The sequence below is a fragment of the Salmonella sp. 2020_1459 genome, assembly GCF_043847915.1.
GTDB classification, from domain to species: Bacteria; Pseudomonadota; Gammaproteobacteria; order Enterobacterales; family Enterobacteriaceae; genus Salmonella; species Salmonella enterica.
In genome coordinates, this window is sequence record NZ_JBCMFA010000008.1 from 172915 (window position 1) to 196559 (window position 23645).

At 53.4% G+C, this 23645-nt stretch carries 22 protein-coding genes and 2 pseudogenes; 7 read left to right on the forward strand and 17 right to left on the reverse strand.

What is annotated here, in order from left to right; translation table 11 throughout:
- Positions 1-59: 59 nt before the first annotated feature.
- From ACH0VJ_RS19885 to xseB, 4 genes are read right to left on the reverse strand one after another with little or no spacing between them, the layout of a single operon-like run.
- Positions 60-1034 (reverse strand): aldo/keto reductase, encoded by a 975-nt coding sequence (locus ACH0VJ_RS19885; RefSeq protein WP_001199854.1) that lies wholly within the window; start codon positions 1032-1034, stop codon positions 60-62.
- A gap of 56 nt (positions 1035-1090) precedes the next feature.
- Positions 1091-2953, reverse strand: coding sequence for a 1-deoxy-D-xylulose-5-phosphate synthase (gene dxs / locus ACH0VJ_RS19890; RefSeq protein ID WP_000006777.1), 1863 nt, complete (start codon positions 2951-2953; stop codon positions 1091-1093).
- Positions 2954-2976: 23 nt separating this feature from the next.
- Complete coding sequence (gene ispA, locus ACH0VJ_RS19895; protein WP_000348076.1) at positions 2977-3876, reverse strand: (2E,6E)-farnesyl diphosphate synthase; 900 nt, start codon at positions 3874-3876, stop codon at positions 2977-2979.
- Positions 3877-4119 (reverse strand): exodeoxyribonuclease VII small subunit, encoded by a 243-nt coding sequence (gene xseB, locus ACH0VJ_RS19900; RefSeq protein ID WP_001124944.1) that lies wholly within the window; start codon positions 4117-4119, stop codon positions 3877-3879.
- Between the two features lie 209 nt (positions 4120-4328).
- Here xseB and thiI point away from each other — a divergent pair, with 209 nt between their 5' ends.
- Entirely contained in the window at positions 4329-5777 is a 1449-nt protein-coding gene (gene thiI, locus ACH0VJ_RS19905) for a tRNA uracil 4-sulfurtransferase ThiI (protein WP_000668652.1), read from the forward strand.
- A 43-nt stretch (positions 5778-5820) separates the two neighbouring features.
- On the opposite strand, the gene phnV is transcribed toward thiI, so the two are convergent.
- The 5 genes from phnV to phnR form a co-directional block, all read right to left on the reverse strand.
- Positions 5821-6618, reverse strand: a complete 798-nt coding sequence (gene phnV / locus ACH0VJ_RS19910) for a 2-aminoethylphosphonate ABC transport system, membrane component PhnV (protein ID WP_000909793.1) — start codon at positions 6616-6618, stop codon at positions 5821-5823.
- A gap of 2 nt (positions 6619-6620) precedes the next feature.
- Positions 6621-7481, reverse strand: coding sequence for a 2-aminoethylphosphonate ABC transporter permease subunit (phnU, locus tag ACH0VJ_RS19915; RefSeq protein WP_000052713.1), 861 nt, complete (start codon positions 7479-7481; stop codon positions 6621-6623).
- 2 nt (positions 7482-7483) lie between these two features.
- The gene (gene phnT / locus ACH0VJ_RS19920; RefSeq protein ID WP_000928787.1) at positions 7484-8593 is read right to left on the reverse strand and encodes a 2-aminoethylphosphonate ABC transport system ATP-binding subunit PhnT; all 1110 of its coding nucleotides are present in this window, start codon (positions 8591-8593) and stop codon (positions 7484-7486) included.
- A 5-nt stretch (positions 8594-8598) separates the two neighbouring features.
- Positions 8599-9612 carry a 2-aminoethylphosphonate ABC transporter substrate-binding protein gene (gene phnS, locus ACH0VJ_RS19925; protein WP_000778008.1) on the reverse strand — a complete coding sequence of 338 codons (1014 nt, stop codon included), beginning with the start codon at positions 9610-9612 and terminating at the stop codon, positions 8599-8601.
- Positions 9613-9809: 197 nt separating this feature from the next.
- Positions 9810-10529 carry a phosphonate utilization transcriptional regulator PhnR gene (phnR, locus tag ACH0VJ_RS19930; protein ID WP_000836266.1) on the reverse strand — a complete coding sequence of 240 codons (720 nt, stop codon included), beginning with the start codon at positions 10527-10529 and terminating at the stop codon, positions 9810-9812.
- 139 nt (positions 10530-10668) lie between these two features.
- Between phnR and phnW the strand changes: the two genes are divergently transcribed.
- From phnW to ACH0VJ_RS19945, 3 genes and pseudogenes are all read left to right on the forward strand, one after another.
- Positions 10669-11772, forward strand: a complete 1104-nt coding sequence (gene phnW / locus ACH0VJ_RS19935; RefSeq protein ID WP_000203970.1) for a 2-aminoethylphosphonate--pyruvate transaminase — start codon at positions 10669-10671, stop codon at positions 11770-11772.
- A gap of 9 nt (positions 11773-11781) precedes the next feature.
- On the forward strand, positions 11782-12591 hold the full coding sequence (gene phnX / locus ACH0VJ_RS19940) for a phosphonoacetaldehyde hydrolase (RefSeq protein ID WP_001518130.1): 810 nt from the start codon (positions 11782-11784) through the stop codon (positions 12589-12591).
- A gap of 5 nt (positions 12592-12596) precedes the next feature.
- A pseudogene (locus ACH0VJ_RS19945) lies at positions 12597-12679 on the forward strand (hypothetical protein); the annotation flags it as partial.
- A gap of 8 nt (positions 12680-12687) precedes the next feature.
- On the opposite strand, the gene yajL reads toward ACH0VJ_RS19945, so the two are convergent.
- The gene (gene yajL / locus ACH0VJ_RS19950; protein ID WP_001275807.1) at positions 12688-13278 is read right to left on the reverse strand and encodes a protein deglycase YajL; all 591 of its coding nucleotides are present in this window, start codon (positions 13276-13278) and stop codon (positions 12688-12690) included.
- Positions 13241-14152, reverse strand: coding sequence for a 2-dehydropantoate 2-reductase (gene panE / locus ACH0VJ_RS19955; RefSeq protein WP_000705816.1), 912 nt, complete (start codon positions 14150-14152; stop codon positions 13241-13243). The genes yajL and panE overlap by 38 nt, the downstream gene beginning before the upstream one ends.
- 125 nt (positions 14153-14277) lie before the next feature.
- On the opposite strand from panE, the gene ACH0VJ_RS19960 reads away from it, so the two are divergent.
- Positions 14278-14769: a YajQ family cyclic di-GMP-binding protein gene (locus tag ACH0VJ_RS19960; protein WP_001138913.1), complete on the forward strand. Its 492-nt coding sequence runs from the start codon at positions 14278-14280 to the stop codon at positions 14767-14769.
- Positions 14770-14815: 46 nt separating this feature from the next.
- Here ACH0VJ_RS19960 and ACH0VJ_RS19965 read toward each other — a convergent pair whose 3' ends face one another.
- Together ACH0VJ_RS19965 and ACH0VJ_RS19970 are read right to left on the reverse strand one after the other, a co-directional pair.
- Positions 14816-16180: an MFS transporter gene (locus ACH0VJ_RS19965; RefSeq protein ID WP_001000929.1), complete on the reverse strand. Its 1365-nt coding sequence runs from the start codon at positions 16178-16180 to the stop codon at positions 14816-14818.
- A gap of 230 nt (positions 16181-16410) precedes the next feature.
- A pseudogene (locus ACH0VJ_RS19970) lies at positions 16411-16542 on the reverse strand (IS5/IS1182 family transposase); the annotation flags it as partial.
- A 174-nt stretch (positions 16543-16716) separates the two neighbouring features.
- Here ACH0VJ_RS19970 and ACH0VJ_RS19975 point away from each other — a divergent pair.
- Together ACH0VJ_RS19975 and ACH0VJ_RS19980 are read left to right on the forward strand one after the other, a co-directional pair.
- Positions 16717-18228, forward strand: coding sequence for an SEL1-like repeat protein (locus tag ACH0VJ_RS19975; RefSeq protein WP_000693744.1), 1512 nt, complete (start codon positions 16717-16719; stop codon positions 18226-18228).
- Between the two features lie 11 nt (positions 18229-18239).
- Positions 18240-19733, forward strand: coding sequence for a tetratricopeptide repeat protein (locus tag ACH0VJ_RS19980; protein ID WP_000595922.1), 1494 nt, complete (start codon positions 18240-18242; stop codon positions 19731-19733).
- An 81-nt stretch (positions 19734-19814) separates the two neighbouring features.
- Here ACH0VJ_RS19980 and cyoE read toward each other — a convergent pair whose 3' ends face one another.
- The 4 genes from cyoE to cyoB are packed head-to-tail and all read right to left on the reverse strand — an operon-like array spanning position 19815 to position 23641.
- The gene (gene cyoE / locus ACH0VJ_RS19985) at positions 19815-20705 is read right to left on the reverse strand and encodes a heme o synthase (RefSeq protein ID WP_000971352.1); all 891 of its coding nucleotides are present in this window, start codon (positions 20703-20705) and stop codon (positions 19815-19817) included.
- A gap of 11 nt (positions 20706-20716) precedes the next feature.
- A complete protein-coding gene (locus tag ACH0VJ_RS19990; protein WP_000019878.1) occupies positions 20717-21046 on the reverse strand; it encodes a cytochrome o ubiquinol oxidase subunit IV in 330 nt (109 codons plus the stop codon).
- Positions 21046-21660 carry a cytochrome o ubiquinol oxidase subunit III gene (locus ACH0VJ_RS19995; protein ID WP_000179833.1) on the reverse strand — a complete coding sequence of 205 codons (615 nt, stop codon included), beginning with the start codon at positions 21658-21660 and terminating at the stop codon, positions 21046-21048. Before ACH0VJ_RS19995 ends, ACH0VJ_RS19990 begins: the two co-directional genes overlap by 1 nt.
- Positions 21650-23641, reverse strand: a complete 1992-nt coding sequence (gene cyoB / locus ACH0VJ_RS20000; protein ID WP_000467158.1) for a cytochrome o ubiquinol oxidase subunit I — start codon at positions 23639-23641, stop codon at positions 21650-21652. The genes ACH0VJ_RS19995 and cyoB overlap by 11 nt, the downstream gene beginning before the upstream one ends.
- Positions 23642-23645: the final 4 nt, after the last annotated feature.

Below are 23645 nucleotides of genomic sequence, written 5' to 3' on the forward strand. Positions count from 1 at the left end.
CCGAACAATATGTCGATTTCACAGGCCCGATAAGCGCCGCGCCATCGAGCAATGGCAGATTATTTAAATCCCACCACCGGATGCTGTTTGTACGGTGTTTCGAGTTCGGCAATCTGCTCCGGTTTGAGCGTTAAATCAACGGCATTCAGCAACTCATCTAACTGCTCTTCACGCGAAGCGCCGATAATCGGCGCGGCGACGCCTCGTTTGCTGAGTAGCCAGGCCAGCGCAACCTGCGCTCGCGTTGCGCCAAGCGCCTCGCTGACGCCAGCCAGCCGTTCCGCTATTTGCGCATCATTTTTATCGCTTTCAGCGTATAAATTTTTGCCCACGTCATCCGAGACCAGCCGGGCCGTGGTTTCTCCCCAGGGGCGAGTTAAGCGCCCGCGCGCCAGCGGACTCCACGGAATCACGGCAACGCCTTCCTGCCAGCACAGCGGTAGCATCTCTCGCTCTTCCTCGCGGTAGATCAGGTTATAGTGATCCTGCATGGTGACAAACGGCGCCCAGCCGTGTTGTTTTTGTAGCGCCAGTGCCTGGGCAAATTGTGAGGCGTGCATTGAGGAAGCGCCGATATAGCGGGCTTTACCCGCCTTCACCACGTCGTTTAGCGCTTCCAGAGTCTCTTCTATCGGCGTGGTGTAATCCCAGCGGTGGATTTGCAGGATATCGACATACTCCATTCCCAGACGGGTGAGGCTATCGTCAATAGAGCGCAGGATTTGCGCGCGGGACAATCCTTCCGGCAGATCGCCGACGCGATGGAAGACTTTCGTCGCTACCACCACCTCGTCGCGCCGGGCGAAATCACGCAGCGCGCGGCCGACAATCTCTTCGCTGCTGCCGTCGGAGTAGCTGTTGGCGGTATCAAAAAAGTTAATGCCGCCCTCAAGGGCGCGCTTGATGATGGGACGGCTGCTCTCTTCGGGAAGCGTCCAGGCGTGATTGCCGCGACTCGGCTCGCCGAACGTCATACAGCCCAGACAAAGGCGGGACACCTGAAGATCTGTATTTCCTAACGTGTTGTATTGCATGACTCCGCTCCTGTTATACCCGTCACTCTTCAAGCATAGCAGGAGCAAAGAGGGGATTATGCCAGCCAGGCCTTGATTTTGGCTTCAATGCCTGCGGCGTCAAGCCCCAGTTCCGCGCGGGCTTCTTCCTGCGTTCCTTGCGGGATAAAGAAATCCGGAAGACCGATATTCAGCACAGGTACAGGTTTACGATGGGCCATTAGCACTTCGTTTACGCCGCTGCCAGCGCCGCCCATAATGGCGTTTTCTTCCAGCGTCACCAGCGCGTCATGCTGCGCGGCCATCTCCAGAATTAACGTGTCGTCCAGCGGCTTAACAAAGCGCATGTCGACCAGCGTGGCGTTCAGCGCTTCGGCGACTTTCGCCGCCTCAGGCATTAAGGTGCCAAAGTTCAGAATCGCCAGTTTTTCGCCATGACGCTTCACAAGGCCTTTACCAATAGGCAGTTTTTCCAGCGGGGTTAGCGCCACGCCCTGCGCATTACCGCGTGGATAACGTACTGCCGTCGGGCCGTCGTTATAGTGATACCCGGTAAATAACATCTGGCGACATTCGTTCTCGTCGCTTGGCGTCATGATCACCATATCCGGGATGCAGCGCAGATAGGAGAGATCGAACGCGCCCTGGTGTGTTTGCCCATCCGCGCCAACGATACCGGCGCGATCGATGGCGAACATGACCGGCAGTTTCTGGATAGCGACGTCATGGATGACCTGATCGTAGGCGCGTTGCAGGAAAGTAGAGTAGATCGCCACGACGGGCTTATAGCCGCCAATCGCCAGGCCTGCGGCGAAGGTGACGGCATGCTGTTCGGCGATGGCGACGTCAAAATAGCGATCCGGGAATTTACGTGAAAATTCCACCATGCCGGAACCTTCGCGCATTGCCGGGGTGATCGCCATCAGCTTGCTGTCTTTGGCGGCAGTTTCACACAGCCAGTCACCGAAGATTTTTGAATAACCTGGCAGACCGCCGCTGCTTTTCGGCAAACATCCGCTGGAGGGATCAAATTTAGGCACCGCATGGAAAGTGATCGGATCTTTTTCCGCGGGCTCATAACCGCGGCCTTTCTTGGTCATGATATGCAGGAACTGCGGGCCTTTCAGGTCACGCATGTTCTTCAATGTGCTGATAAGCCCCATGACATCGTGACCATCGACCGGCCCGATGTAGTTAAAGCCCAGCTCTTCGAACAGGGTTCCCGGCACAACCATGCCTTTAATATGTTCTTCGGTACGCTTGAGCAGTTCTTTAATTGGCGGTACGCCGGAGAAGACCTTTTTTCCGCCTTCGCGCAGAGAAGAGTAAAGCTTACCGGAAAGTAGCTGCGCCAGATGGTTGTTGAGCGCGCCGACGTTTTCCGAAATCGACATTTCATTGTCGTTCAGAATGACCAGCATGTCGGGCCGGATATCGCCTGCGTGATTCATTGCTTCAAACGCCATACCGGCGGTGATGGCGCCGTCGCCAATCACACAGACGGTGCGGCGATCTTTGCCTTCTTTCTCCGCCGCTACGGCAATACCGATACCGGCGCTGATGGAGGTGGAGGAATGCCCAACGCTCAGCACATCGTATTCGCTTTCTCCGCGCCACGGGAACGGGTGCAGACCGCCTTTCTGGCGAATGGTGCCGATTTTGTCGCGACGACCGGTAAGGATTTTATGTGGATAAGCCTGGTGTCCAACATCCCAGATTAGCTGGTCAAACGGGGTGTTGTAGACATAATGCAGCGCCACGGTAAGTTCTACCGTGCCCAGCCCGGAAGCGAAATGCCCGCTGGAACGGCTTACGCTGTCGAGTAAGTAGCGGCGTAGCTCGTCGCAGAGTTTCGGCAGACTCTCTTTCGGTAACAGTCGTAACTCCTGGGTGGAGTCGACCAATGCCAGGGTAGGGTATTTGGCTATATCAAAACTCATCGCAAGCTCATTGGATATGGGGTTTATTTATCACGCTGGATTATGTAGTTCGCTAGCGCTTCCAGTGCCGAGGTGTCCAGTGATTGCGCGGCCAGCTGATGTAACGACTGACGGGCGTCCTCTATCAGGTCCCGGGCTTTATTCCGGGCTTGCTCAAGACCCAGAAGTGCAGGATAGGTACTTTTGCCAAGCTGCTGGTCTGCGCCCTGACGTTTACCTAACGTTGCAGTATCGCCCACCACATCCAGAATGTCATCCTGAACCTGGAAGGCAAGGCCGATACTCTCTGCATAGCGGTCAAGTATCGGCAGAGTATTCCGTCCTTTATCGCCCGCGCTCAACGCGCCAAGTCTAACGGCGGCGCGAATGAGCGCGCCGGTCTTATGGCGATGAATGCGTTCCAGCGCGTCCAGAGTGATCCGCTGGCCTTCTGCCGCCAGATCCAATGCCTGACCGCCGCACATGCCGGCGATGCCGCTGGCGTTCGCCAGTTCGGCGATCATCGCGATACGATCGCGATCGGTGACTTCCGGCATCGGCGCGTCGCTGATAATGGCAAACGCCAGCGTTTGCAACGCGTCTCCCGCCAGGATTGCGTTGGCTTCGCCAAATTTAATATGGCAAGTCGGCAGGCCGCGACGCAAATCGTCATCGTCCATCGCTGGCAGGTCGTCATGGATCAGCGAATAGGCATGAATGCATTCGACCGCCGCAGCTGGCGCATCCAGCGTTGCCGTACTGACGCCAAACATTTGACCGGTGGCGTAAACCAGAAATGGCCGCAGGCGTTTACCGCCTAATAATGCGCCATACTGCATGGCTTCGACCACGGGAGTGTTCTGAAAGGGCAGTGGCGCGATAAAACGGCTCAGCGCCTGATTCGCTTGCGTTACGCAAGCCTGTAGCTGCTGCGTAAAGTCCATTTACTCATTATCCGCGATAAAAGGCTCAGGTGAAGCCTCTTCATTATCAGACAGCAAAATTTGCACGCGCTGTTCCGCCTGCTGCAGTTTTGCCTGCCCCTGACGCGCCAGTTGTACGCCGCGCTCGAATTCATTCAGCGCGTCTTCCAGCGGCAAATCGCCGCTTTCCAGGCGGGTAACAATATGTTCCAGCTCGCTCAGCGCAGTTTCAAAGCTGGCGGGCGCCTCATTTTTCTTCGGCATGATGACTGTTTGACTCTCTGTAATGGCAGCACAAGTCTATGGTAACGGACTCACACTGATAAGCAAATAACGCGCAATGGTAAGGGGAAATGCGCAAGATGTCCGTGATAGTGATATACTTCCGCGCCTGGATGCAGCCGTAGGTATGGGCTGCTGTACTATTTCTCCACGACAAGCCTTAGATAGCTTGCTAAAGAACCATTGCCGCCATGAAGTTTATCATTAAATTGTTCCCGGAAATCACTATCAAAAGCCAATCTGTGCGTTTGCGCTTTATAAAAATTTTAACCGGGAACATCCGTAACGTTTTAAAGCACTACGATGAGACCCTCGCGGTTGTCCGTCACTGGGATAACATTGAAGTTCGCGCCAAAGATGAAAACCAGCGTCTGGCGATTCGCGACGCGCTGACCCGCATTCCGGGGATCCACCATATTCTTGAAGTCGAAGATGTGCCGTTCACCGATATGCACGACATTTTCGAGAAAGCGTTGGCGCAGTATCGCGAGCAGCTTGAAGGCAAAACCTTCTGCGTGCGCGTAAAACGTCGCGGTAAGCATGAGTTTAGCTCCATTGAGGTGGAGCGCTATGTCGGCGGCGGATTAAATCAGCATATTGAATCGGCGCGCGTGAAGCTCACTAACCCGGATGTGACGGTGCATCTGGAAGTGGAAGATGATCGCCTGCTGCTGATCAAAGGGCGTTATGAAGGTATTGGCGGTTTCCCGATTGGCACCCAGGAAGACGTGCTGTCGCTGATCTCCGGCGGTTTTGACTCCGGCGTCTCCAGCTATATGCTGATGCGTCGCGGCTGTCGCGTACACTACTGCTTCTTTAACCTTGGCGGCGCGGCGCATGAAATCGGTGTTCGCCAGGTGGCGCATTACCTGTGGAACCGCTTTGGCAGCTCCCATCGCGTGCGTTTTGTGGCGATTAACTTCGAACCGGTGGTCGGCGAGATTCTGGAGAAAGTTGACGACGGCCAGATGGGCGTGGTGCTCAAACGTATGATGGTACGCGCGGCGTCGAAAGTAGCGGAACGTTACGGCGTACAGGCGCTGGTGACCGGCGAAGCGCTGGGCCAGGTGTCCAGCCAGACGCTAACCAACTTGCGCTTGATCGATAACGTGTCTGACACGCTGATCCTGCGCCCGCTGATCTCTTACGATAAAGAGCACATTATCAACCTGGCGCGCCAGATTGGTACGGAAGATTTTGCCCGTACGATGCCGGAATACTGTGGCGTGATTTCAAAAAGTCCGACGGTGAAAGCCATTAAAGCGAAAATTGAAGCTGAAGAAGAAAATTTCGACTTCAGTATTCTCGATAAGGTGGTAGAAGAAGCGAACAACGTCGATATTCGTGAAATCGCCCAGCAGACCCAGCAGGAGGTGGTGGAAGTAGAAACCGTGAGCGGTTTCGGCCCGAACGACGTGATTCTGGATATCCGTTCTGTGGATGAGCAGGATGACAAGCCGCTGAAAGTGGAAGGTGTGGACGTCGTTTCGCTGCCGTTCTACAAGCTGAGCACTAAATTTGGCGACCTCGATCAGAGCAAAACCTGGCTGCTGTGGTGCGAACGCGGGGTAATGAGCCGCCTGCAGGCGCTCTATCTGCGCGAGCAGGGCTTTGAAAACGTGAAAGTGTATCGTCCGTAATTCCTTTGCCGGGTGGCGGCTATGTCCTACCCGGCCTACCGTTTTATTTCTGCCCCAACCGTTTTGCAATGCGCTCCAGCTTCATCATCAGCAGCAGCGTAATGGCCACCAGCACAATAGTCAGCGCCGCGCCGTCGGCAATATTTCCACGGTCGGTCAGGCTAAAGATAGCTACCGGCAGCGTCGTCCAGCCCGGTGGATAAATCATCATCGTCGCGCCCAACTCCCCCATGGAGAGCGATAAACTCAGCGCCAGCGCTGACACCATCCACGGCATCAATAACGGCAACGTCACGTGACGCAGACGATACCAGGGCGATGCCCCCAGACTCGACGCGACGTTTTCAATATCGGCGGAAATGCGCGCCAGTCCGGTCGACACGTTACTGAAGGTAAAGGCGGAAATCAGCACAAAGTGCGCTGTCAGCACAATCCATAGGGTGCCGTTCATTTGCAATGGCCCCTGGCTGAAAGCAACCAGAATGCCCAGACCCACGGACACTGACGGAATCGCACTCGGCAGATAGAACACCATACTTAACCACTTCTGCGTTTTCACCCCATATTGACGCAGCGCCAGCGCCGCCCAAACGCCGCAAAGCAGCGCAAACAGGCTGGCGCAAAAGCCAATCGTGAGGCTGGCAAGTAGGGCATCCCATGCCGCACCGTGCAGAGCGTTAACAAAGTGGTTCAGCGTGAAGCCACTCGGCAGAATACCGTTCCACTGCTGGCTAAGGCTGGACATCAGAATCACCGCCAGCGGCAGGAAAAAGAACACGATAAACAGTACGCTAGCCACAACGCCCGCCGCTGCGCGTCCTTTAGGTGACCAAATTAGCATGGCTAGCTCCTTACGCCGGTACGCGATGCCGCCAGGCGATAGAGGGAGAACAGCCCCAGCGACAAGACAATGTTAATCAACGCAATCATGCAGGCGACCGTATAGTCGGACTCCAGAATCGCTTTGCTGTAAACCATCATCGGCAGGGTGTTAACCCCTTTCGCGCCAATAAACAGTACGATGCCGAACTCGTTAGTGGTCAACAGTAGGCACAGGCTGCCACCAGCCATCAGCGCCGGTAGCGCCGCCGGGAAAATCACCTGCCCAATCACCCGTAACGGGTGCGCCCCCAGAATACTGGCTGCCTCTAGCTGGCTTTTATCAATTTGCCGCAGCGCGGCCATCAGTGGCCGCATCACCAGCGGAGTGAACACCGTGATCTCCGCCAGAATGACGCCCTGCATCGAGTAGAGAAAATCCACCGGCGGTAGCTCAAAGGCAAACAGGCTCATCAGCGCACCGTTGAGCAGACCCGCTGACCCATAAATAAAGGTGAACGCCAGCGTAATCAGGAAGGTCGGCAGCGCAATAAAAGTATCGACGACCCGACCAATCAACTCGCTGCCGGGGAAAGGAATAAACACCAGAATCAGCGACATCACGCTGCCCAGCAGCAGGCAACCGGCGGTGGCGAAAAAGGCGATTTGCAACGTGTTCAGCAACGCGCCGACAAAGCGTTTCGAGTCGACCACCTGCCGGAAGGTCTCGAGCCCGATCTCGCCATTGGCACCGCGTAGCGCCTGTTCAACGATGAGCGACAGAGGCCAGAAAAACAGCGTCGCCAGCACCAGCAACGGGAGCAGCAGCCACAGCAGTGGGCGTAGGTTAAGCGCCGGTTTTTCCAGAGGTAAAATGAGTGACATGGTTATACCTCAATCAGGACCGCATCATCCGGTTCGAACCACAGCGCCAGCTTGTCGCCCACGCGCGGCAGCGGATTGACATGCGTCAACACCATCCGCACCGTTTCGCCAGCAACGTCACACAGCAGATGGGTTAAATCGCCCTGCCAGTGCACCGATTGCAGTGTGGCGTTGAAGCGGTTGCTGTAGGCCGAACGCGGCGTCAGGCTGAGGTGCTGAGGACGAATGCACAGCAGTTTGTTGTAACCGTGGTGGCTGCCCCGGCTGAACGCGCGAATCACCGCACCGCCGCAGCTGACGTCCACCAGCCCCGGAGCCTCCGTTATCCCCAGCGCGATAGCGGAGAGAATATTGGCGCGACCTAAGAATTCGGCGGCAAAACGATTGGGCGGATGCTGATATAGCGCGCGGGTTTCGCCGTGAGCAATCAGCGAGCCATCCTTCATAATGCCGATTTTATCGGCCAGAGTGAGCGCTTCCGTTTGATCGTGGGTGACGTAGAGAATAGTGAGTTCCGGCAGCTCACGGTGAAGACGGGCGATTTCTTCCACCATATTATGACGAATCTGTGCGTCCAGCGCTGACAGTGGTTCATCCAGCAACAGCACGCGCGGGCGCACGGCAATCGCGCGGGCGATGGCCACGCGTTGCTGCTGGCCGCCGGAAAGTTGATGCGGATAACGGGCGGCGTAATCACTCATGCCAACCGTTTTCAGCGCCTGCGTTACACGCTCATTAATTAGCGCCTTTGGCTGCTTCTGCGCACGCAGGCCAAAAGCGACGTTGTCTTCCACTTTCAGATGCGGGAACAAGGCGTAGTTCTGCACCACCATCGCCAACCCGCGTTTATAGGGTGGCAGATGGGTGACGTCCGTATCGCCAATCAGAATACGACCGCCTGCAGGTTGCACAAAGCCCGCCACCGCACGCAGCACCGTCGTTTTTCCAGATCCTGATGGGCCAATCAGCGCCAGCACTTCGCCAGGTTCAATCGTCAAAGAGAGCGGTTTAAGCACCACGTTGCCGTGATACGCAACGCGCAGCGAGTCGAGGACTATCCCCGATGTCCCCTGCGATGCAGGGGCGTGAACGGCGGTCGTTTTCATCAGCATCAGGCTTACTCGCTTTCGGTCACTTTGTGCCAACGGCTAATATCTGCCGACAGCGAAACGGCTACGTCATCCCAATTTGGCTGCCAGCTCTGCACGCCTTCCAACGCGGCAGTGGCGGCCTTGTAATGTTCGTCGCTCGGCGTCACGTCGCTGCGTACCGGCATTCCCCAGGAGAGTTCGCTGACGCGAGTCTGCGCTTCTTTACTCAGCAGGAAGTTAATCAGCTTTTTACCATTTTCACTCTGCGGCGCCCCCTGGACCAGGCCAATGACATAAGGGATGGCCAGCGCGCTGCGCTCGCCTTTGTCGTTGGCCGGCCAGAAGATTTTCACGTTCGGGTTACGTTCCATCTGCGCGAGGTTCATTTGCAGGTCGCCGTTAGCGACGTAGATTTCACCTTTATTAACCAGCGCGGTTAGCTTGCCGGTAGAGGCAGATGGCCCGACGTTATTGGCCTGCAGCTTGCCGAGATACGCAAAACCGGCATCTTTACTGCCGAAGCTGTGGAAAGCCTGCAGCATCACCGCCGTGCCGTCAGCGGCCTGACCTGGCGTGGAATACTGGAGTTTATTTTTGAATTTACCGTCAAGCAGATCCTGCCAGCTCGCCGGGGCAGTTTTCAGCAGCTTGCTGTTGTAGATAAAGCTCAGATAGTTCTTTACCAGCGGCGAATAAAGGTTGTTGGCATCGGGGATAGCCGAGGCGGCGTCGGTGTTAAAGTTCGCCAGCAGCTTTTCGGCGGCGGCGCGCTGAATGAATGGCGGCGCGGTTACCAGCACGTCGGCCTGTGGATTCGTACGCTCTTTTGCCAGACGTTCCACTACCACGCCACCACCGCCTTCAACATAGCGTACGGTAATGCCGGTCGCTTTGGTGAATGCGTCAAACTGCACCTGGTACCAGCTGTTATCGCCATCGTGCAGCCCGTCGATGGAGTACACCGTGACCACCGATTCCGCCCATGACGGGGCGCTGGCGAGAGCGAAGACAGACAGCAGAGCAAGTCGGGAAAGTTTCATCGTAATAGCCTCATAGCGTACGTTGCATTTTCTGGCCTATACCAGGTTTGCTTTTTACGCTAAACGGCTTATATGACAAAACGATGAAAGAGAAATAAATCAGTCCACGCTGGATGATGCTGCGCTTATCCGGATAGCCGTGAGACGATACGATTGGTAGGCCGGATAAGTCCCGCAGCCAACATCCGGCGCATCCGCTAGTGGGTATCTACCTCAATACGCAGGCTGTCGTGACGCCAGTATTCGATATCCAGATCCAGCACTCGCCCGTGTTGATCGTAGTTCAGACGGCGCAGCAACAGCGCCGGGCGTCCTTCCATAACTCCCAGCGCATGTGCGGCCTGCGCAGGCATGGCGGTGGGGTAGAACGACAGATGCATGCTGGTATAGATGAGGTTGTAGTGCGACTCGTATACCTCGGTCAGGCTGCCGTTGAGATCGTACTGCAGCAGCTCAGGCACGCGGGCGGGCAAACAATGGTTTTCGCAGTAGCACACGGCGCGGCCATCGGCGTAACGCAGACGGGTCAGCAGATAGATTTGATCAAATGGCTGGAGCTGGAGGGGCTCCATGACCTCGACAGGCACGGTGGTTAACACGCCGCTCAGTAGCGCGGTTTTTGGCTCCCGCCCCTGCTCGCGGCAAAGCTTATGGAAGTTGGTGTTCTGGGTCGGATCCAGCCACAGGCGTTCCGGCGTAACGAACCAACCGCGACGATCGGCGCGCCAGATAAGCCCACTGGACTCCAGCTGCGCCAGACTTTCGCGAATAGTAATTCGCGTGGTGTTGAAGATCGCGCACAGTTCGCGTTCAGACGGCAGTTTATCACCGCTTTTCAACGCACCGCTCTGAATACGCGCCTGAAGCTGTGCCTTGATCAACAGGTACTGCGGGATATCGCCCGGGATAGATTTCATGCTTACTCGCTTCCGTTTTGCCTGCCGCCATTATACAAGCAGAGATGAATTTTTTGTTGCAGCGCGATTTTCTCTTTGACCCGTCGCGGCAAAGATCGTCATGATAAATGCAATCTGGTATAGACCAAAGGTAAATAACATGACTTCGCGTAACTATCTGTTGCTGACTCCTGGCCCGCTCACCACCTCTCGTACCGTGAAAGAAGCGATGTTGTTCGATAGCTGTACCTGGGATGATGATTACAATATCGGCGTGGTGGAACAGATCCGCCAGCAGCTGACCGAACTGGCAACGGCCTCCGAAGGCTACACCTCCGTACTACTGCAAGGCAGCGGTAGCTATGCTGTGGAAGCCGTACTGGGCAGCGCATTGGGGCCGCAGGATAAGGTGCTGATCGTCAGCAACGGTGCATACGGCGCACGAATGGTCGAGATGGCCGGCCTTATGGGTATCGCCCATCACGCTTACGACTGCGGCGAAGTTGCGCGCCCGGACGTGCAGGCGATCGACGCGATCCTCAACGCCGACCCGACGATCAGCCATATCGCCATGGTGCATAGCGAAACGACCACCGGGATGCTCAACCCCATTGATGAGGTGGGCGCTCTGGCGCATCGCTATGGCAAAACCTACATCGTTGACGCCATGAGCAGCTTCGGCGGCATCCCCATGGATATTGCAGCATTACACATCGACTATCTGATCAGCTCCGCCAATAAATGCATTCAGGGCGTGCCGGGTTTTGCCTTCGTGATTGCCCGCGAGCAAAAACTGGCCGCGTGCAAAGGGCGTTCCCGCTCGCTGTCGTTAGATCTCTACGCCCAGTGGCGCTGTATGGAGGATAACCACGGCAAATGGCGTTTTACTTCGCCCACACATACCGTCCTGGCGTTTGCCCAGGCGCTGAAAGAGCTGGCGAAAGAAGGTGGCGTGGCGGCACGTCATCAACGCTATCAGCAAAATCAGCGCAGCCTGGTGGCCGGAATGCGGGCGCTGGGCTTTAACACGCTGCTGGATGACAAACTTCATTCGCCCATTATCACCGCCTTTTATTCACCGGAAGACCCGCAGTATCGCTTTAGCGAATTTTATCGCCGCCTCAAAGAGCAGGGCTTTGTTATCTATCCTGGCAAAGTGTCGCAAAGCGACTGCTTCCGCATCGGCAACATTGGCGAAGTATATGCCGCCGATATCACTGCCCTGCTGACCGCCATTCGTACCGCCATGTACTGGACGAAATAAGGAACCATGATGAACCGTATTCACGCTGTTATTCTCGACTGGGCGGGCACCACCGTCGATTTTGGCTCCTTCGCGCCGACGCAAATTTTCGTCGAGGCGTTCCGTCAGGCATTTGATGTGGAGATCACCCTCGCCGAAGCACGCGTGCCAATGGGGCTGGGTAAATGGCAACACATTGAAGCGCTGGGAAAATTACCTGCTGTTGACGCGCGCTGGCAGGCAAAGTTTGGCCGCTCCATGAACGCAGCAGATATTGATGCCATCTATTCCGCCTTCATGCCGTTACAGATTGCTAAAGTTGTCGATTTTTCTTCTCCTATTGCCGGAGTTATCGACACGATCGCGGCGCTACGAGCCGAGGGCATTAAGATAGGCTCCTGCTCTGGTTACCCACGAGCGGTGATGGAGCGCCTGGTCCCCGCCGCCGCCGGGCATGGCTATTGTCCGGATCATTGGGTGGCAACGGACGACCTGGCCGCGGGTGGTCGCCCGGGGCCGTGGATGGCGCTGCAAAACGTGATTGCGCTGGGCATTGATGCGGTCGCGCACTGTGTGAAGGTAGATGATGCCGCGCCAGGCATTAGCGAGGGGCTTAACGCGGGGATGTGGACGGTGGGGTTGGCGGTATCGGGTAACGAATTCGGCGCAACATGGGACGCCTATCAGACAATGTCGAAAGAGGACGTTGCGGTCCGCCGCGAGCACGCGGCCAGCAAGCTGTACGCCGCCGGGGCGCATTACGTGGTGGATTCACTGGCGGATTTACCTGGGGTGATTGCGCATATTAATGCGCGTCTGGCGCAGGGCGAACGCCCGTAAAATAACTGCCGGATGGCGCTGCCGCTTATTCGGCCTACAGACTGTACCGTTTTGTAGGCCGGATAAGGTGTTTACGCCGCCATCCGGCAATCATTCTTATTCGTAGTAGTTATAAATCCCCGCCGCCATCACCAGTTGCGAAGCTACTTCATGCGCTTTTTCACGACCAGCCAACAGGTCGATGATTTTCAAACCAAAATCGATAGCGGTACCCGGTCCCTGGCTGGTTAATAATTTTACCCGCGCATCCCACACCACACGCTTATCCTGCCACTGTTCGGCGGGGATCTTATCTTTCAGCGCCGGAAAACCGGTCATATTGCCGATAGGGAAGATATCGTGCGGCACGAGCACTGTGGCGGCTGCGGCGCAAATGGCTGCGACAATGCGCCCGGAGCGGTGAAACTGTTTTACGGTTTCGACCAGCAGCGGGCTGTCGCGAAAGCACTCGGCGCCTTTAATTCCGCCGGGCAACACGATGATGTCATAATCGCCGTCGGCAACTTCAACCAGCGGCGCATCCGCCAGTAGCTTTACACCGCGCGAGCAGACAATCGTCAGGTTGCCGTCGCTGGCGACGCTGGCGGTAGTGACGTGGATTCCGCCGCGAACCAGCAGATCGATAGTGGTGACCGCTTCGGTCTCTTCACTACCAGGGGCGAGGCATACCAGTGCCTGAGCGCTCATACTCACTCTCCTTTCGCTTTACCATTTCAAACAGGCGGCTATTTTCCGGAACGGCGAGACCGTGCACGCGGGCGCGCTTGAGTAAATAACCGGTGATGTAGTCAATTTCGGTATGGCGCATGGCACGCACGTCCTGCAACATGGATGAGATGTTTTCTGCCGTACTGTCAATCACTTGCTCAACATAATAGCGTAAATCGTCTGCCGATGTGTGGTAGCCTTCACGTTCAATCACGGCGGCGACCTCTTCGCAAATCGCGTTGATTTCATCAGTATGATGGCGCAGCTCGCCGTTCGGGCAGTTCCAAAGCGCGGTGAGCGGGTTGATAACACAGTTGACCGCCAGTTTGCGCCACATCTCTGCGCGGATATTGTTATGCCAGGCGACATCGGGCAGTACCCCCTGCAGGATATCGGCGAGATAACTGTAATCGCCGTCTTGCTCGCGTGCCGGGCCAATATGCGTAGTACCGTTAGCGACATGAATAATGATATTACCGTCGCGGCGCGCAGCATGGGTGATAGTCCCCATCAACATCGGCTGTTGGATATTTTGCAGTTCTTCTATGGTTCCCATTCCATTATGAATGAGCAGAATAGGCGACGTCACCGGTAGGGTTGACGCCAGGGTTCGTACTGCGTCGGAAACCTGCCACGCTTTCAGCGTGACTAACAACAGTTCGCTCTTCGCCAAAAAATCCGGATCGTTTGCCGTCAGTGATTCGTTGAAAAAGGAACCATCGGTATCGATCAGATTTACGCTGCAATAAGGTTGTGGCACCCGTAGCCAGCCCTGTACGTCATGTCCATGTTTGCACAGTGCCGAAAGCCAAAGTTGTCCTAAGGCTCCGCATCCCAGTACAGTAATTTTCATTGTTCCTCCTCACCTGCAACAGCGCCAGGTGTTATGGCGCTAATTATAGCGTCATCAGCTAAGCTTCTCGTTAAGCCTCGTTGCAGGTATTATGCAACGCAACGAAAATGAAGGGAGAAGAAAAGATGCCATCTTTCGATATTGTTTCTGAAGTTGATCTGCAGGAAGCGCGTAACGGCGTGGATAACGCGGTTCGCGAGGTTGAGTCTCGTTTTGACTTTCGTGGCGTAGAGGCGACTATTGAACTGAACGATGCCAATAAAACCATCAAGGTGCTGAGCGAGTCCGATTTCCAGGTCAATCAGTTGCTCGATATTCTGCGCGCCAAGCTGCTTAAACGCGGTATTGAAGGCGCTTCGCTGGATGTACCGGACGAGTTCGTGCATAGCGGTAAAACCTGGTATGTGGAAGCGAAGCTGAAGCAGGGCATTGAAAGCGCCGTGCAGAAGAAAATCGTCAAGCTGATTAAAGACAGCAAACTGAAGGTGCAGGCGCAAATTCAGGGGGAAGAGATTCGCGTGACGGGCAAATCACGTGACGATCTGCAATCGGTAATGGCGCTGGTTCGCGGCGGCGATTTGGGCCAGCCGTTCCAGTTCAAAAACTTCCGCGATTAAGTTGTTATGCCGGATAGAGCCTCGCCGCCATCCGGCAATGCAGCATTCATCCTTTGCTGATAAGCTGTTCAACTTCAAAGCGATTGGTCACTTTGCTGTCGATTTTGACGTAAGCGGAATGCTCTTCCGCCACGATCAGCGCTTCGCTTACGCCTTTCATTGCCAACAGTCGCTGTTTTAGCCTGTCGTCAGCAACGATATCCGCTGGAATTTCCACGCGCAGGCTGCTGACATAGGGCGGCTCTTTCATGGTACTTGCCACCGCCAGCCATACCATCGCCAGTACGGCCCCGGCAAGGAAAACGGTTTGCCCATCAAACGTGCCGTCTATCCAGCCGCCCAGCGAGCCGCCAAGCGCCACGCCAAGAAACTGACTGGTAGAATAGACGCCCATCGCCGTTCCTTTATACCCCGCGGGCGACTCTTTGCTAATAAGCGAAGGCAGCATCGCCTCCATCAGATTAAAGGCGAGGAAAAAGAGTTGTACGCCAATCACCAGCTCCCAGAAATGCTGGCCCGCTCCCCACAACACGATTTCTGCGACGACAATGAGCCCCACGCAGAACAGGAATACCTGCTTCATCCGCCGTTTGACTTCAGCATAGATAATAAAAGGCACGACGGCGGCAAAGGCGATCACCATGGTTGCCAGATACACCTTCCAGTGTTCGGCGGCAGGAAAACCGGCATCGGCAAGCTGGCCGGGCAGGGCGACAAAGGTGGACATCAATAAAATATGCAGACACATAATGCCGAAATTGAGCTTGAGCAGCCTCGGCTCCGCCAGCACTTTACTGAAGCTGCCTTTGACCATCCCGGATTCGCGATTCAGCACATGGTTGGTACTGTTGGGAACCACCCAGATCGTCAAAATAATGCCCAGGGTGGCGAGGGCGGCGATCATCCAGAACAACGCGTTCAATCCCAGACTATGGGTAACGATCGGCCCTAATACCATCGCAATCGCGAAGGTGATACCAAAGCTGACGCCGATAAACGCCATCGCTTTGGTACGGTTTTGCTCGCGGGTGAGGTCAGACAGGAGCGCCATGACGGCGGCGGCAATAGCGCCGGACCCTTGTAGCGCTCGCCCCAGAATAATGCCCCAGATTGAGTGGGAGAGCGCGGCAATGACGCTGCCCGCGACAAATACCGCCAGTCCGCCGACAATCAGCGGTTTGCGGCCAATGCGGTCGGACAGCAGCCCAAAGGGAATTTGAAAGATAGCCTGCGCCAGCCCGTAAATGCCGATCGCAATGCCGATTAATGCTTCGCTGGCGCCCTGTAGCGCCATACCGTATGTGGTCAGTACTGGTAGAACCATAAACATGCCCAGCATACGCAACGAAAAGACGGTCCCTAAACCCCATGTGGCGCGCAGCTCCCCTGGCGTCATTTTATAATCGTTCATTGCCACCTCTGTATAAAAGCTGGGAGTAGTGTAGTGCGGGGAGTGTGCCGGGTAAATAGAGGGTTAATTAGCAAATATTATGTTTTTGAAACAGTTGAGCTAAAAAAGAGATAAATTGTTAACACGATAGGGGCGATCGGGAGAGTCAGCATAGCCTTGTGCTCATTCATATTCCGATCTCCTTGAGCTGTAGTGGCTATCTGAGCCATCTCAGTATAGTGTAGCGGTTAGCCACGGCCTTCAGGCTGTGCGCGCTGTTGCTCCATGTCGCAATAGCAGAACTCGTCAAGCCAGACTGTCAGCGAACCGCGCTGCCTGAGTGTGGCTGGCCGGTGGGTGACTTTAAAATTTTGCTTTGCCATAGGAAGCCGATTCTGAAACGATGGCAATGATCAGAACCGTCCATCTCCTGAAAATTTGATTTATTCAACAACGCCGAGACTGATAGCAAACTTTCTGCGTGATGGCGCGCGTTTATCAGGCAGAAGGTTCGTCATCAGTCTTATTTATTATATTATTCAAGGAGTGAATTAGTTGTGAAAATTAAATTCTTATCATTATGTATTTTAGCGGGTGTTTTATTTGTTAGCCAGGTGAATGCTTCAGAGAACAACGGTAAAGATGATGTAAAATATGCTGCGCTTACCCAGAAGGATCTTGATGCTTTGCCTGTGGAAAAAAGAGCTTCGGTTCTGGATGAACTGGGGTTTATCCATGAATACGGCCTTAATGTACCGATGAATCGCGAACAGGCGTTGCAGTATTACAAGCAGGCCTGTGAGCTTGGCGGTAACTACGGCTGTTATAATGTGAAGTATGCTTATCAGTATGGCGACGGAGTGGCGAAAGATAGCGCTCAGGCCAATAAGTATGCTAAGAAAATGAATCTGGATAATTTATTGATTGAGCAAGAATATATTGATAAGTTTTCGCAAGAAATTTACATGGCAAAAGCATTGGCCGATACGGATAAATCGCAGCGGGCGGCATTTATTAGTATACTAATTCATGCTCTAAATAATAGACCCGAGAGCGATGCGCTTTTTTTTAGCCGTATTGGATTTAACCAAGAAAAAACATTCCGGCTGGCTACGTTATGGTCGCAGGATGGCGACCCGCAAATGGATTATCAGATGGGGCGACTCACCCTTAATGACTTTTCCGGTCGCTATGCGGACGAGCCTTATCAAGCCAGACCTGCGTCATTGAAGTGCTTTCGCGCCGCCGCGGAAAAAGGCGTCGTTGAGGCCCAATCTCTCTTAGGGGGTATTTATTCGGGGGGAGAGGGCGATGAGTGGGGGATTAAGCCAGACATTCAGGAAGCACAAAAATGGTATGGTCAGGCGGCTGAGCAGGGGGACAGCGATGCACAGATTGCGTTAGGTAAAATCTATTATTCTGGCGCAACAGGGCGCACTGATTACGCTAAAGCGCTGGCATTATTTACGCAGGTTGAAAATGATGGTACTAATTCGCGCTCAACGATGCCGTTGAGTTGGATGTATTATAACGGTTTAGGTACTGCACCTGATTGTGATAAAGCCTGGTCGTATTACAAGAAAGCATCTCGATATGTAGGTAAGAAGGTTGAGGAAAAAATATTTTTAAGTAAATGCGCAGCGGATATTCAGAGTCGAAAAAACAACGCGGATGCTTTACCCAAAGTAACCCTAAAAAAAGAGAGTATTTTCTCTCGCGGGATAACGGCTAAACCGAAAGAATGCGCACTAATTTTTCAGATTGGCACAGATAAAATCCGTAACATGGCGAATTTGCATATTACGCTTGAGCTGAAAAATGATGATGGAATGGCAACTGAGGAAACGTTAATGATTCCGCCATTCGGTTTGAATACACTGGGGATAGATATACAAAATCATGATGTTGATCCTCTCGTTACCCCATACGATCTCCCGCTGTATACGCAAGATTTTTGTCACGGGATCGGCGATATCCATTTTACGCTGAAATCCGCTACGGCAACGATTAACGGTAAGAATGTCGATTTACTGAAAGCTGACAGTGTGCGCTTTTTAGATAAAGAATAAGGGAATGAAAAATGATAAAACGGAAATGGAATCTTTTGCTTCTGCTTGGGCTTTCTTTCGCATCGGTATGTCAGGCAGGTGATGATATTGACGCGTTGTATAGCCGTATTGCGCAGAAAGATATTCAGGCGCTAAATGAGCTAAAAGCGTTAGCCAAAGATAATAATGCTCAAGCGCTGGCGGAGTTGGGGTTTATTTATGAGTACGGTGTTTCAGTATCTGTGGATATTCCGCAAGCAATAAAGTACTACGAGCAGGCTTGTGATTTGGACGGTGATTATGGTTGCTTTAATGCAGCTTATTTCTATGAATATGGCATCGGTACCCAAAAGGACATTACGCAAGCGAAAACATTAGCAAAACAGCTTAGAGAAAAAATTAATCTATCCAATATCAATCTCGATAAAAAGGTGAGTGAACGTATAATTGGGAGTGTTTATAGTAATAAACTTGAGGCATATAGAGACATTTCATTTCGTCCTCATTTTATTCAAGGCTTAAGTTTCTATTTTTATGCCCCGCAATCAGATGAGCGAAAACTGCTGAGTCGAATAGGTTTTGACTCATCACATCTTGCGCGGATAGCGATACTCTGGGCGAGAGAGGGTGATCCTGAGGTCGCGTATCAGACGGCAAAACTGGTCTCTACTTTGTATTTTAATAATGAAACGAAAACGATAGATATTGCTGAAGCGCTGAAATGGCTCCGAATTTCGGCCGAGAAGGGGGATGCCGACTCACAGACGCTGTTAGGTTTTCTTTATGAACACGCTGGATTGGGATTACAACCAGATGGAGAGAAAGCCAGGAAATGGTATGAAATGGCGGCGCAGCAAGGTAATGGAGAAGCATTGTATACGTTAGGTCGTATGTACTATTCTGGCGTAATGGTTAACGTTGATTACGATAAAGCGCTGTATTTTTTTAAAAAAGCTTATGAGAAAGAATTACAGGTGGCCGCTGATTATTTAGCACAGATGTATTTTAATGGCCAGAGTGTAGATGTCGATTGCCAACAATCCTGGCACTATTACGATAACAGCTATATAAAAAAGATGACACAACGCGATTATCTTGATTATTGTGAAAAAGATCGAAAGCGCCGTAATGATTTTAGTCAGCAACTTCCTGAGCTGACATTAGAAAAATATGCGGGATTATTTGGCAGGATTGATAATATTCCTCTGTGTCAGATTGGATTTGTTGTCAATACGAATAAGTTAATTCATGTTGCGAACTTACGTGTGAAATTGATATTAAAAAATGATGCTGGAGTTAGTGACGAAAGAATGGTCGCTTTTCCTCCTTTGGGTCTCAATACTCTGGGTGCTGAACAGGGTATGGGGGATTCTTTTAAGTCGATGGGATATCTCTTGATGAAAAACGGTGACTTGTGTGATTACCATAAACTTACTTTCACCGTGAAGTCAGCGACGGCAACAATCAATGGTAAAAAAGTTGATTTACTGAAAACGGATAATTTACATATTATTCAGAATCGATAACTCGTGGGGCGTTACTGCCTGATGAAATGGATAAAAAAACCGCCGTTTGTGACACGGCGGTTTTTTCAATAGCAACGCTTGTTACCAGACGTAAGTCAGCAGATTCTGCGAATTCGGCACCATAAAATCAACGGACATCATGATACTCAGCGCGGTAATCGCAATGATAGAGAAGCCGAACAGCTTGCGCGCCCAGACCTTATCATCTTCCACTTTGTAACCACGTAGCGCCATGCCGAGCCACCAAACGCTGACCGCCGCGGCGACCACCAGGTATTTGTAACCGGCATAACCGCCCAACGTGAGCATTAGCGTTGCAACGGCAAACGCAATGATGTACAGCGTAATGTGGTTTTTAGCGACTGAGATTCCTTTTACCACCGGCAGAACCGGGATATTGGCCGCCTGATAGTCCTTAAAGCGGAAAATGGCGATGGCGTAAGAGTGCGGCATCTGCCAGAGGCTGAAAATAGCCAACAGGATCGCCGCGCCGCTATCAAAGTCGCCCGTTACGGCGCAGTAGCCAATCACCGGCGGCGCTGCGCCGGAGAGAGAACCAATCAGCGTTCCGTAGACGGAGTGACGCTTCATGTACAAGCTGTACACGCCAACGTAGACCACGAAGCCCATCACCCCCAGCCAGCAGGCCAGAGGATTGGCGCCAAACCACAGCAGCATAAAGCCAGCAATACCCAGCAGGGTGGCGTATACCAGCGAGACGCCAGGAGAAATCAGGCCTTTGACCAGCACCCGATTCTTGGTCCTTTCCATCTTCCTGTCGATATCCCTGTCGATGTAGTTGTTAAATACACAACCCGACGCCACAACCAGTGACACCCCGACCAGCGTATAAATGAACAGGGGATAGTCAATGCTGCCCTTTGAGGCCAACAGAAATCCCCCGATCACCGAGATCAGGTTGCCAAAGATGATGCCTGGTTTCGTTACTTGCAGGTATTGCTTAAACATCATACTCGCCGCTCTTAGTGCATCATCATGTTGTAGTTGAGGTTCCACATAATCCAGATGGAGCCCACAACCAGGATGGCGATGATCAGCACGGTAAAGATGAAGGCCGTCATGTTCCAGCCTTCATCAGATTTGGTGTTCATGTGCAGGAAACACACCAGATGCACCAAAATCTGCACCACTGCCATTGCCAGGATAGATCCCAGAATAACGGCCGGAGAGGCAGCGCCGGTCATCACCATCCAGAATGGAATAACCGTCAGGATGACCGACAGGATAAAGCCGGTCATGTACGTTTTTACGCTGCCGTGGGATGCGCCGCCGCTCTCGGTAGAATGACTCATTACATCGCCCCCATCAGATAAACAACAGTGAATACGCAAATCCAAATCACATCCAGGAAGTGCCAGAACAGGCTCAGACACATGATGCGGGTACGGTTAGTGCTGGTCAGACCGCGACGGGCAACTTGCACCATCAGCACCGCCATCCAGATCAAACCGGAAGTGACGTGCAGACCGTGCGTGCCGACCAGCGCGAAGAACGCAGACAGGAAGCCGCTGCGATCCGGGCCCATACCGTTAACAATCAGGTGATGGAATTCATAGAGTTCCATCCCGATAAATCCGGCGCCAAACAAGAAGGTCAACGCCAGCCAGGAGATAACCTGGCTCTTGTTGTTCTTGTGCATGGCGATCGCCGCCATGCCGTAGGTAATGGAGCTAAATAACAGCAGGAAGGTTTCAACCAGAACGAACGGCAGTTCGAAAATGTCCTTACCTGTCGGGCCGCCAGCGGTGCCGTTCACCAGAACGGCATAGGTAGCAAACAGAATAGAGAACAGAATGCAGTCGCTCATCAGGTAGACCCAAAATCCGAAGATTTTGTTCTGGCCTGCGTCATGGTGCCCGTGTTCGTGCGCGTGGGCAGTCGCGTGCGTTAAAGTATCAGTTGCCATTTTTCAGCCCTGCCTTAGTAATCTCATCGAAATGCTGGTTTTCCAGTTTTTCGACTTCCGGGACCGGCACGTAGTAATCCACATCTTCATCAAAGCTTTTTACAATCCAGCTGATGATCATGCCTGCGAAACCCACTATCGCCAGCCACCAGATATGCCAGATCATGGCGAAGCCAAATACCGTTGCGAAGGCGGCGATAACAATACCGGCACCGCTATTTTTCGGCATATGAATCTCTTCATACTGTCCAGGCTGTTGGTACGCTTCGCCTTTTTCTTTCATTTCCCAGAAGGCGTCACGTTCGTGAACGTGCGGCACAACGGCAAAGTTATAGAACGGCGGCGGAGACGAGGTTGACCACTCCAGCGTACGGCCACCCCATGGGTCGCCGGTCAGATCGCGGTTCTGATCGCGGTCGCGAATAGAAACGAAGATCTGAATCAGTTGGCACAGGATACCCAGCGCAATCAGCGCGGCGCCGGCGGCGGCAACCATCAGCATCGTATGGAACTGCGGATCAATTTGCTGGCTGAGGCGACGGGTCATGCCCATGAAGCCCAGTACGTACAGCGGCATAAAGGCTACAAAGAAACCGATAATCCAGAACCAGAAGGCGCGTTTACCCCAGGTTTCGTTCAGCTTGAAGCCAAACGCCTTCGGCCACCAGTAGGTCATACCTGCGAAGCAGCCAAACACCACGCCGCCGATGATCACGTTATGGAAGTGCGCAATCAGGAACAGACTGTTGTGCAGGACGAAGTCCGCGCCCGGTACCGCCAGCAGAACGCCGGTCATACCGCCGACCGAGAAGGTCACGATAAAGCCAATGGTCCACATCATTGCGGAATGGAAGACGATACGGCCCTGATACATGGTGAACAACCAGTTGAAGATCTTCACCCCGGTCGGGATGGCGATAATCATGGTGGTGATACCGAAGAAGGCGTTAACGTTCGCGCCCGCGCCCATCGTGAAGAAGTGGTGCAGCCAAACGATAAACGACAGTACGGTAATACAGACGGTCGCCCAAACCAGCGAGGTATAGCCGAACAGACGTTTACGCGAGAAGGTCGCTGCGATTTCGGAGAATACCCCGAAGACCGGCAGAATCAGAATGTACACTTCCGGATGGCCCCAGGCCCAAATCAGGTTGATGTACATCATCATGTTGCCGCCCATATCGTTGGTAAAGAAATGGGTGCCCAGATAGCGATCCAGGGTCAGCAACGCGACGGTAACCGTCAGAATCGGGAAAGAGGCGATGATCAGTACGTTGGCGCACAAAGAGGCCCAGGTAAAGACCGGCATCTTGAACATTGTCATACCCGGCGCACGCATCTTCAGGATCGTCACGAAGAAGTTGATACCGGTTAACGTCGTACCAATACCCGAGAGTTGCAACGCCCATATCCAGTAATCGACCCCGACGCTGGGACTGTACTCTATTCCCGATAGCGGCGGATAAGCCAGCCACCCTGTCTGCGCGAATTCACCCACGCCCAGCGAGAGGTTAACCAGAATAACGCCGACAACGGTGAACCAGAAGCTCAGGTTGTTCAGGAAAGGGAAAGCAACGTCGCGCGCGCCGATCTGCAGCGGAACCACCAGGTTCATCAGACCGATAACGAAGGGCATCGCCACGAAGAAGATCATGATTACGCCGTGAGCGGTAAAGATCTGATCGTAGTGGTGCGGCGGTAGAAAACCCGCTTCGCCTGCGGAGGCAAGCGCCTGCTGGCTACGCATCATGATGGCATCGGCGAAGCCACGTAACAGCATCACAATCGCGACGATGATATACATGATGCCGAGGCGTTTATGGTCAACCGACGTTAACCACTCTTTCCATAGGTAGGTCCACTTACCGAAGTAAGTAATCGCTGCCAGTATCGCCAGTCCCCCGACGATAATTGCAGCGATTGTTACCATGACGATAGGTTCATGGAACGGTACTGCATCCAGTGATAATTTTCCGAACATCTTA

What these genes read in the sequence shown, in the direction of transcription:
- phnT (WP_000928787.1), bottom strand. Translation starts at nt 8,593, where the DNA reads ATGCTGATGAAAACGACCGCCGTTCACGCCCCTGCATCGCAGGGGACA.
- ACH0VJ_RS19990 (WP_000019878.1), bottom strand. Translation starts at nt 21,046, where the DNA reads ATGAGTCATTCTACCGAGAGCGGCGGCGCATCCCACGGCAGCGTAAAA.
- yajL (WP_001275807.1), bottom strand. Translation starts at nt 13,278, where the DNA reads ATGAGCGCTCAGGCACTGGTATGCCTCGCCCCTGGTAGTGAAGAGACC.
- cyoB (WP_000467158.1), bottom strand. Translation starts at nt 23,641, where the DNA reads ATGTTCGGAAAATTATCACTGGATGCAGTACCGTTCCATGAACCTATC.
- dxs (WP_000006777.1), bottom strand. Translation starts at nt 2,953, where the DNA reads ATGAGTTTTGATATAGCCAAATACCCTACCCTGGCATTGGTCGACTCC.
- ACH0VJ_RS19965 (WP_001000929.1), bottom strand. Translation starts at nt 16,180, where the DNA reads ATGAACGATTATAAAATGACGCCAGGGGAGCTGCGCGCCACATGGGGT.
- ACH0VJ_RS19980 (WP_000595922.1), top strand. Translation starts at nt 18,240, where the DNA reads ATGATAAAACGGAAATGGAATCTTTTGCTTCTGCTTGGGCTTTCTTTC.
- thiI (WP_000668652.1), top strand. Translation starts at nt 4,329, where the DNA reads ATGAAGTTTATCATTAAATTGTTCCCGGAAATCACTATCAAAAGCCAA.
- xseB (WP_001124944.1), bottom strand. Translation starts at nt 4,119, where the DNA reads ATGCCGAAGAAAAATGAGGCGCCCGCCAGCTTTGAAACTGCGCTGAGC.
- phnV (WP_000909793.1), bottom strand. Translation starts at nt 6,618, where the DNA reads ATGCTAATTTGGTCACCTAAAGGACGCGCAGCGGCGGGCGTTGTGGCT.
- phnR (WP_000836266.1), bottom strand. Translation starts at nt 10,529, where the DNA reads ATGAAATCTATCCCGGGCGATATCCCGCAGTACCTGTTGATCAAGGCA.
- ACH0VJ_RS19995 (WP_000179833.1), bottom strand. Translation starts at nt 21,660, where the DNA reads ATGGCAACTGATACTTTAACGCACGCGACTGCCCACGCGCACGAACAC.
- ACH0VJ_RS19885 (WP_001199854.1), bottom strand. Translation starts at nt 1,034, where the DNA reads ATGCAATACAACACGTTAGGAAATACAGATCTTCAGGTGTCCCGCCTT.
- ispA (WP_000348076.1), bottom strand. Translation starts at nt 3,876, where the DNA reads ATGGACTTTACGCAGCAGCTACAGGCTTGCGTAACGCAAGCGAATCAG.
- phnS (WP_000778008.1), bottom strand. Translation starts at nt 9,612, where the DNA reads ATGAAACTTTCCCGACTTGCTCTGCTGTCTGTCTTCGCTCTCGCCAGC.
- phnW (WP_000203970.1), top strand. Translation starts at nt 10,669, where the DNA reads ATGACTTCGCGTAACTATCTGTTGCTGACTCCTGGCCCGCTCACCACC.
- ACH0VJ_RS19960 (WP_001138913.1), top strand. Translation starts at nt 14,278, where the DNA reads ATGCCATCTTTCGATATTGTTTCTGAAGTTGATCTGCAGGAAGCGCGT.
- cyoE (WP_000971352.1), bottom strand. Translation starts at nt 20,705, where the DNA reads ATGATGTTTAAGCAATACCTGCAAGTAACGAAACCAGGCATCATCTTT.
- phnU (WP_000052713.1), bottom strand. Translation starts at nt 7,481, where the DNA reads ATGTCACTCATTTTACCTCTGGAAAAACCGGCGCTTAACCTACGCCCA.
- phnX (WP_001518130.1), top strand. Translation starts at nt 11,782, where the DNA reads ATGAACCGTATTCACGCTGTTATTCTCGACTGGGCGGGCACCACCGTC.
- panE (WP_000705816.1), bottom strand. Translation starts at nt 14,152, where the DNA reads ATGAAAATTACTGTACTGGGATGCGGAGCCTTAGGACAACTTTGGCTT.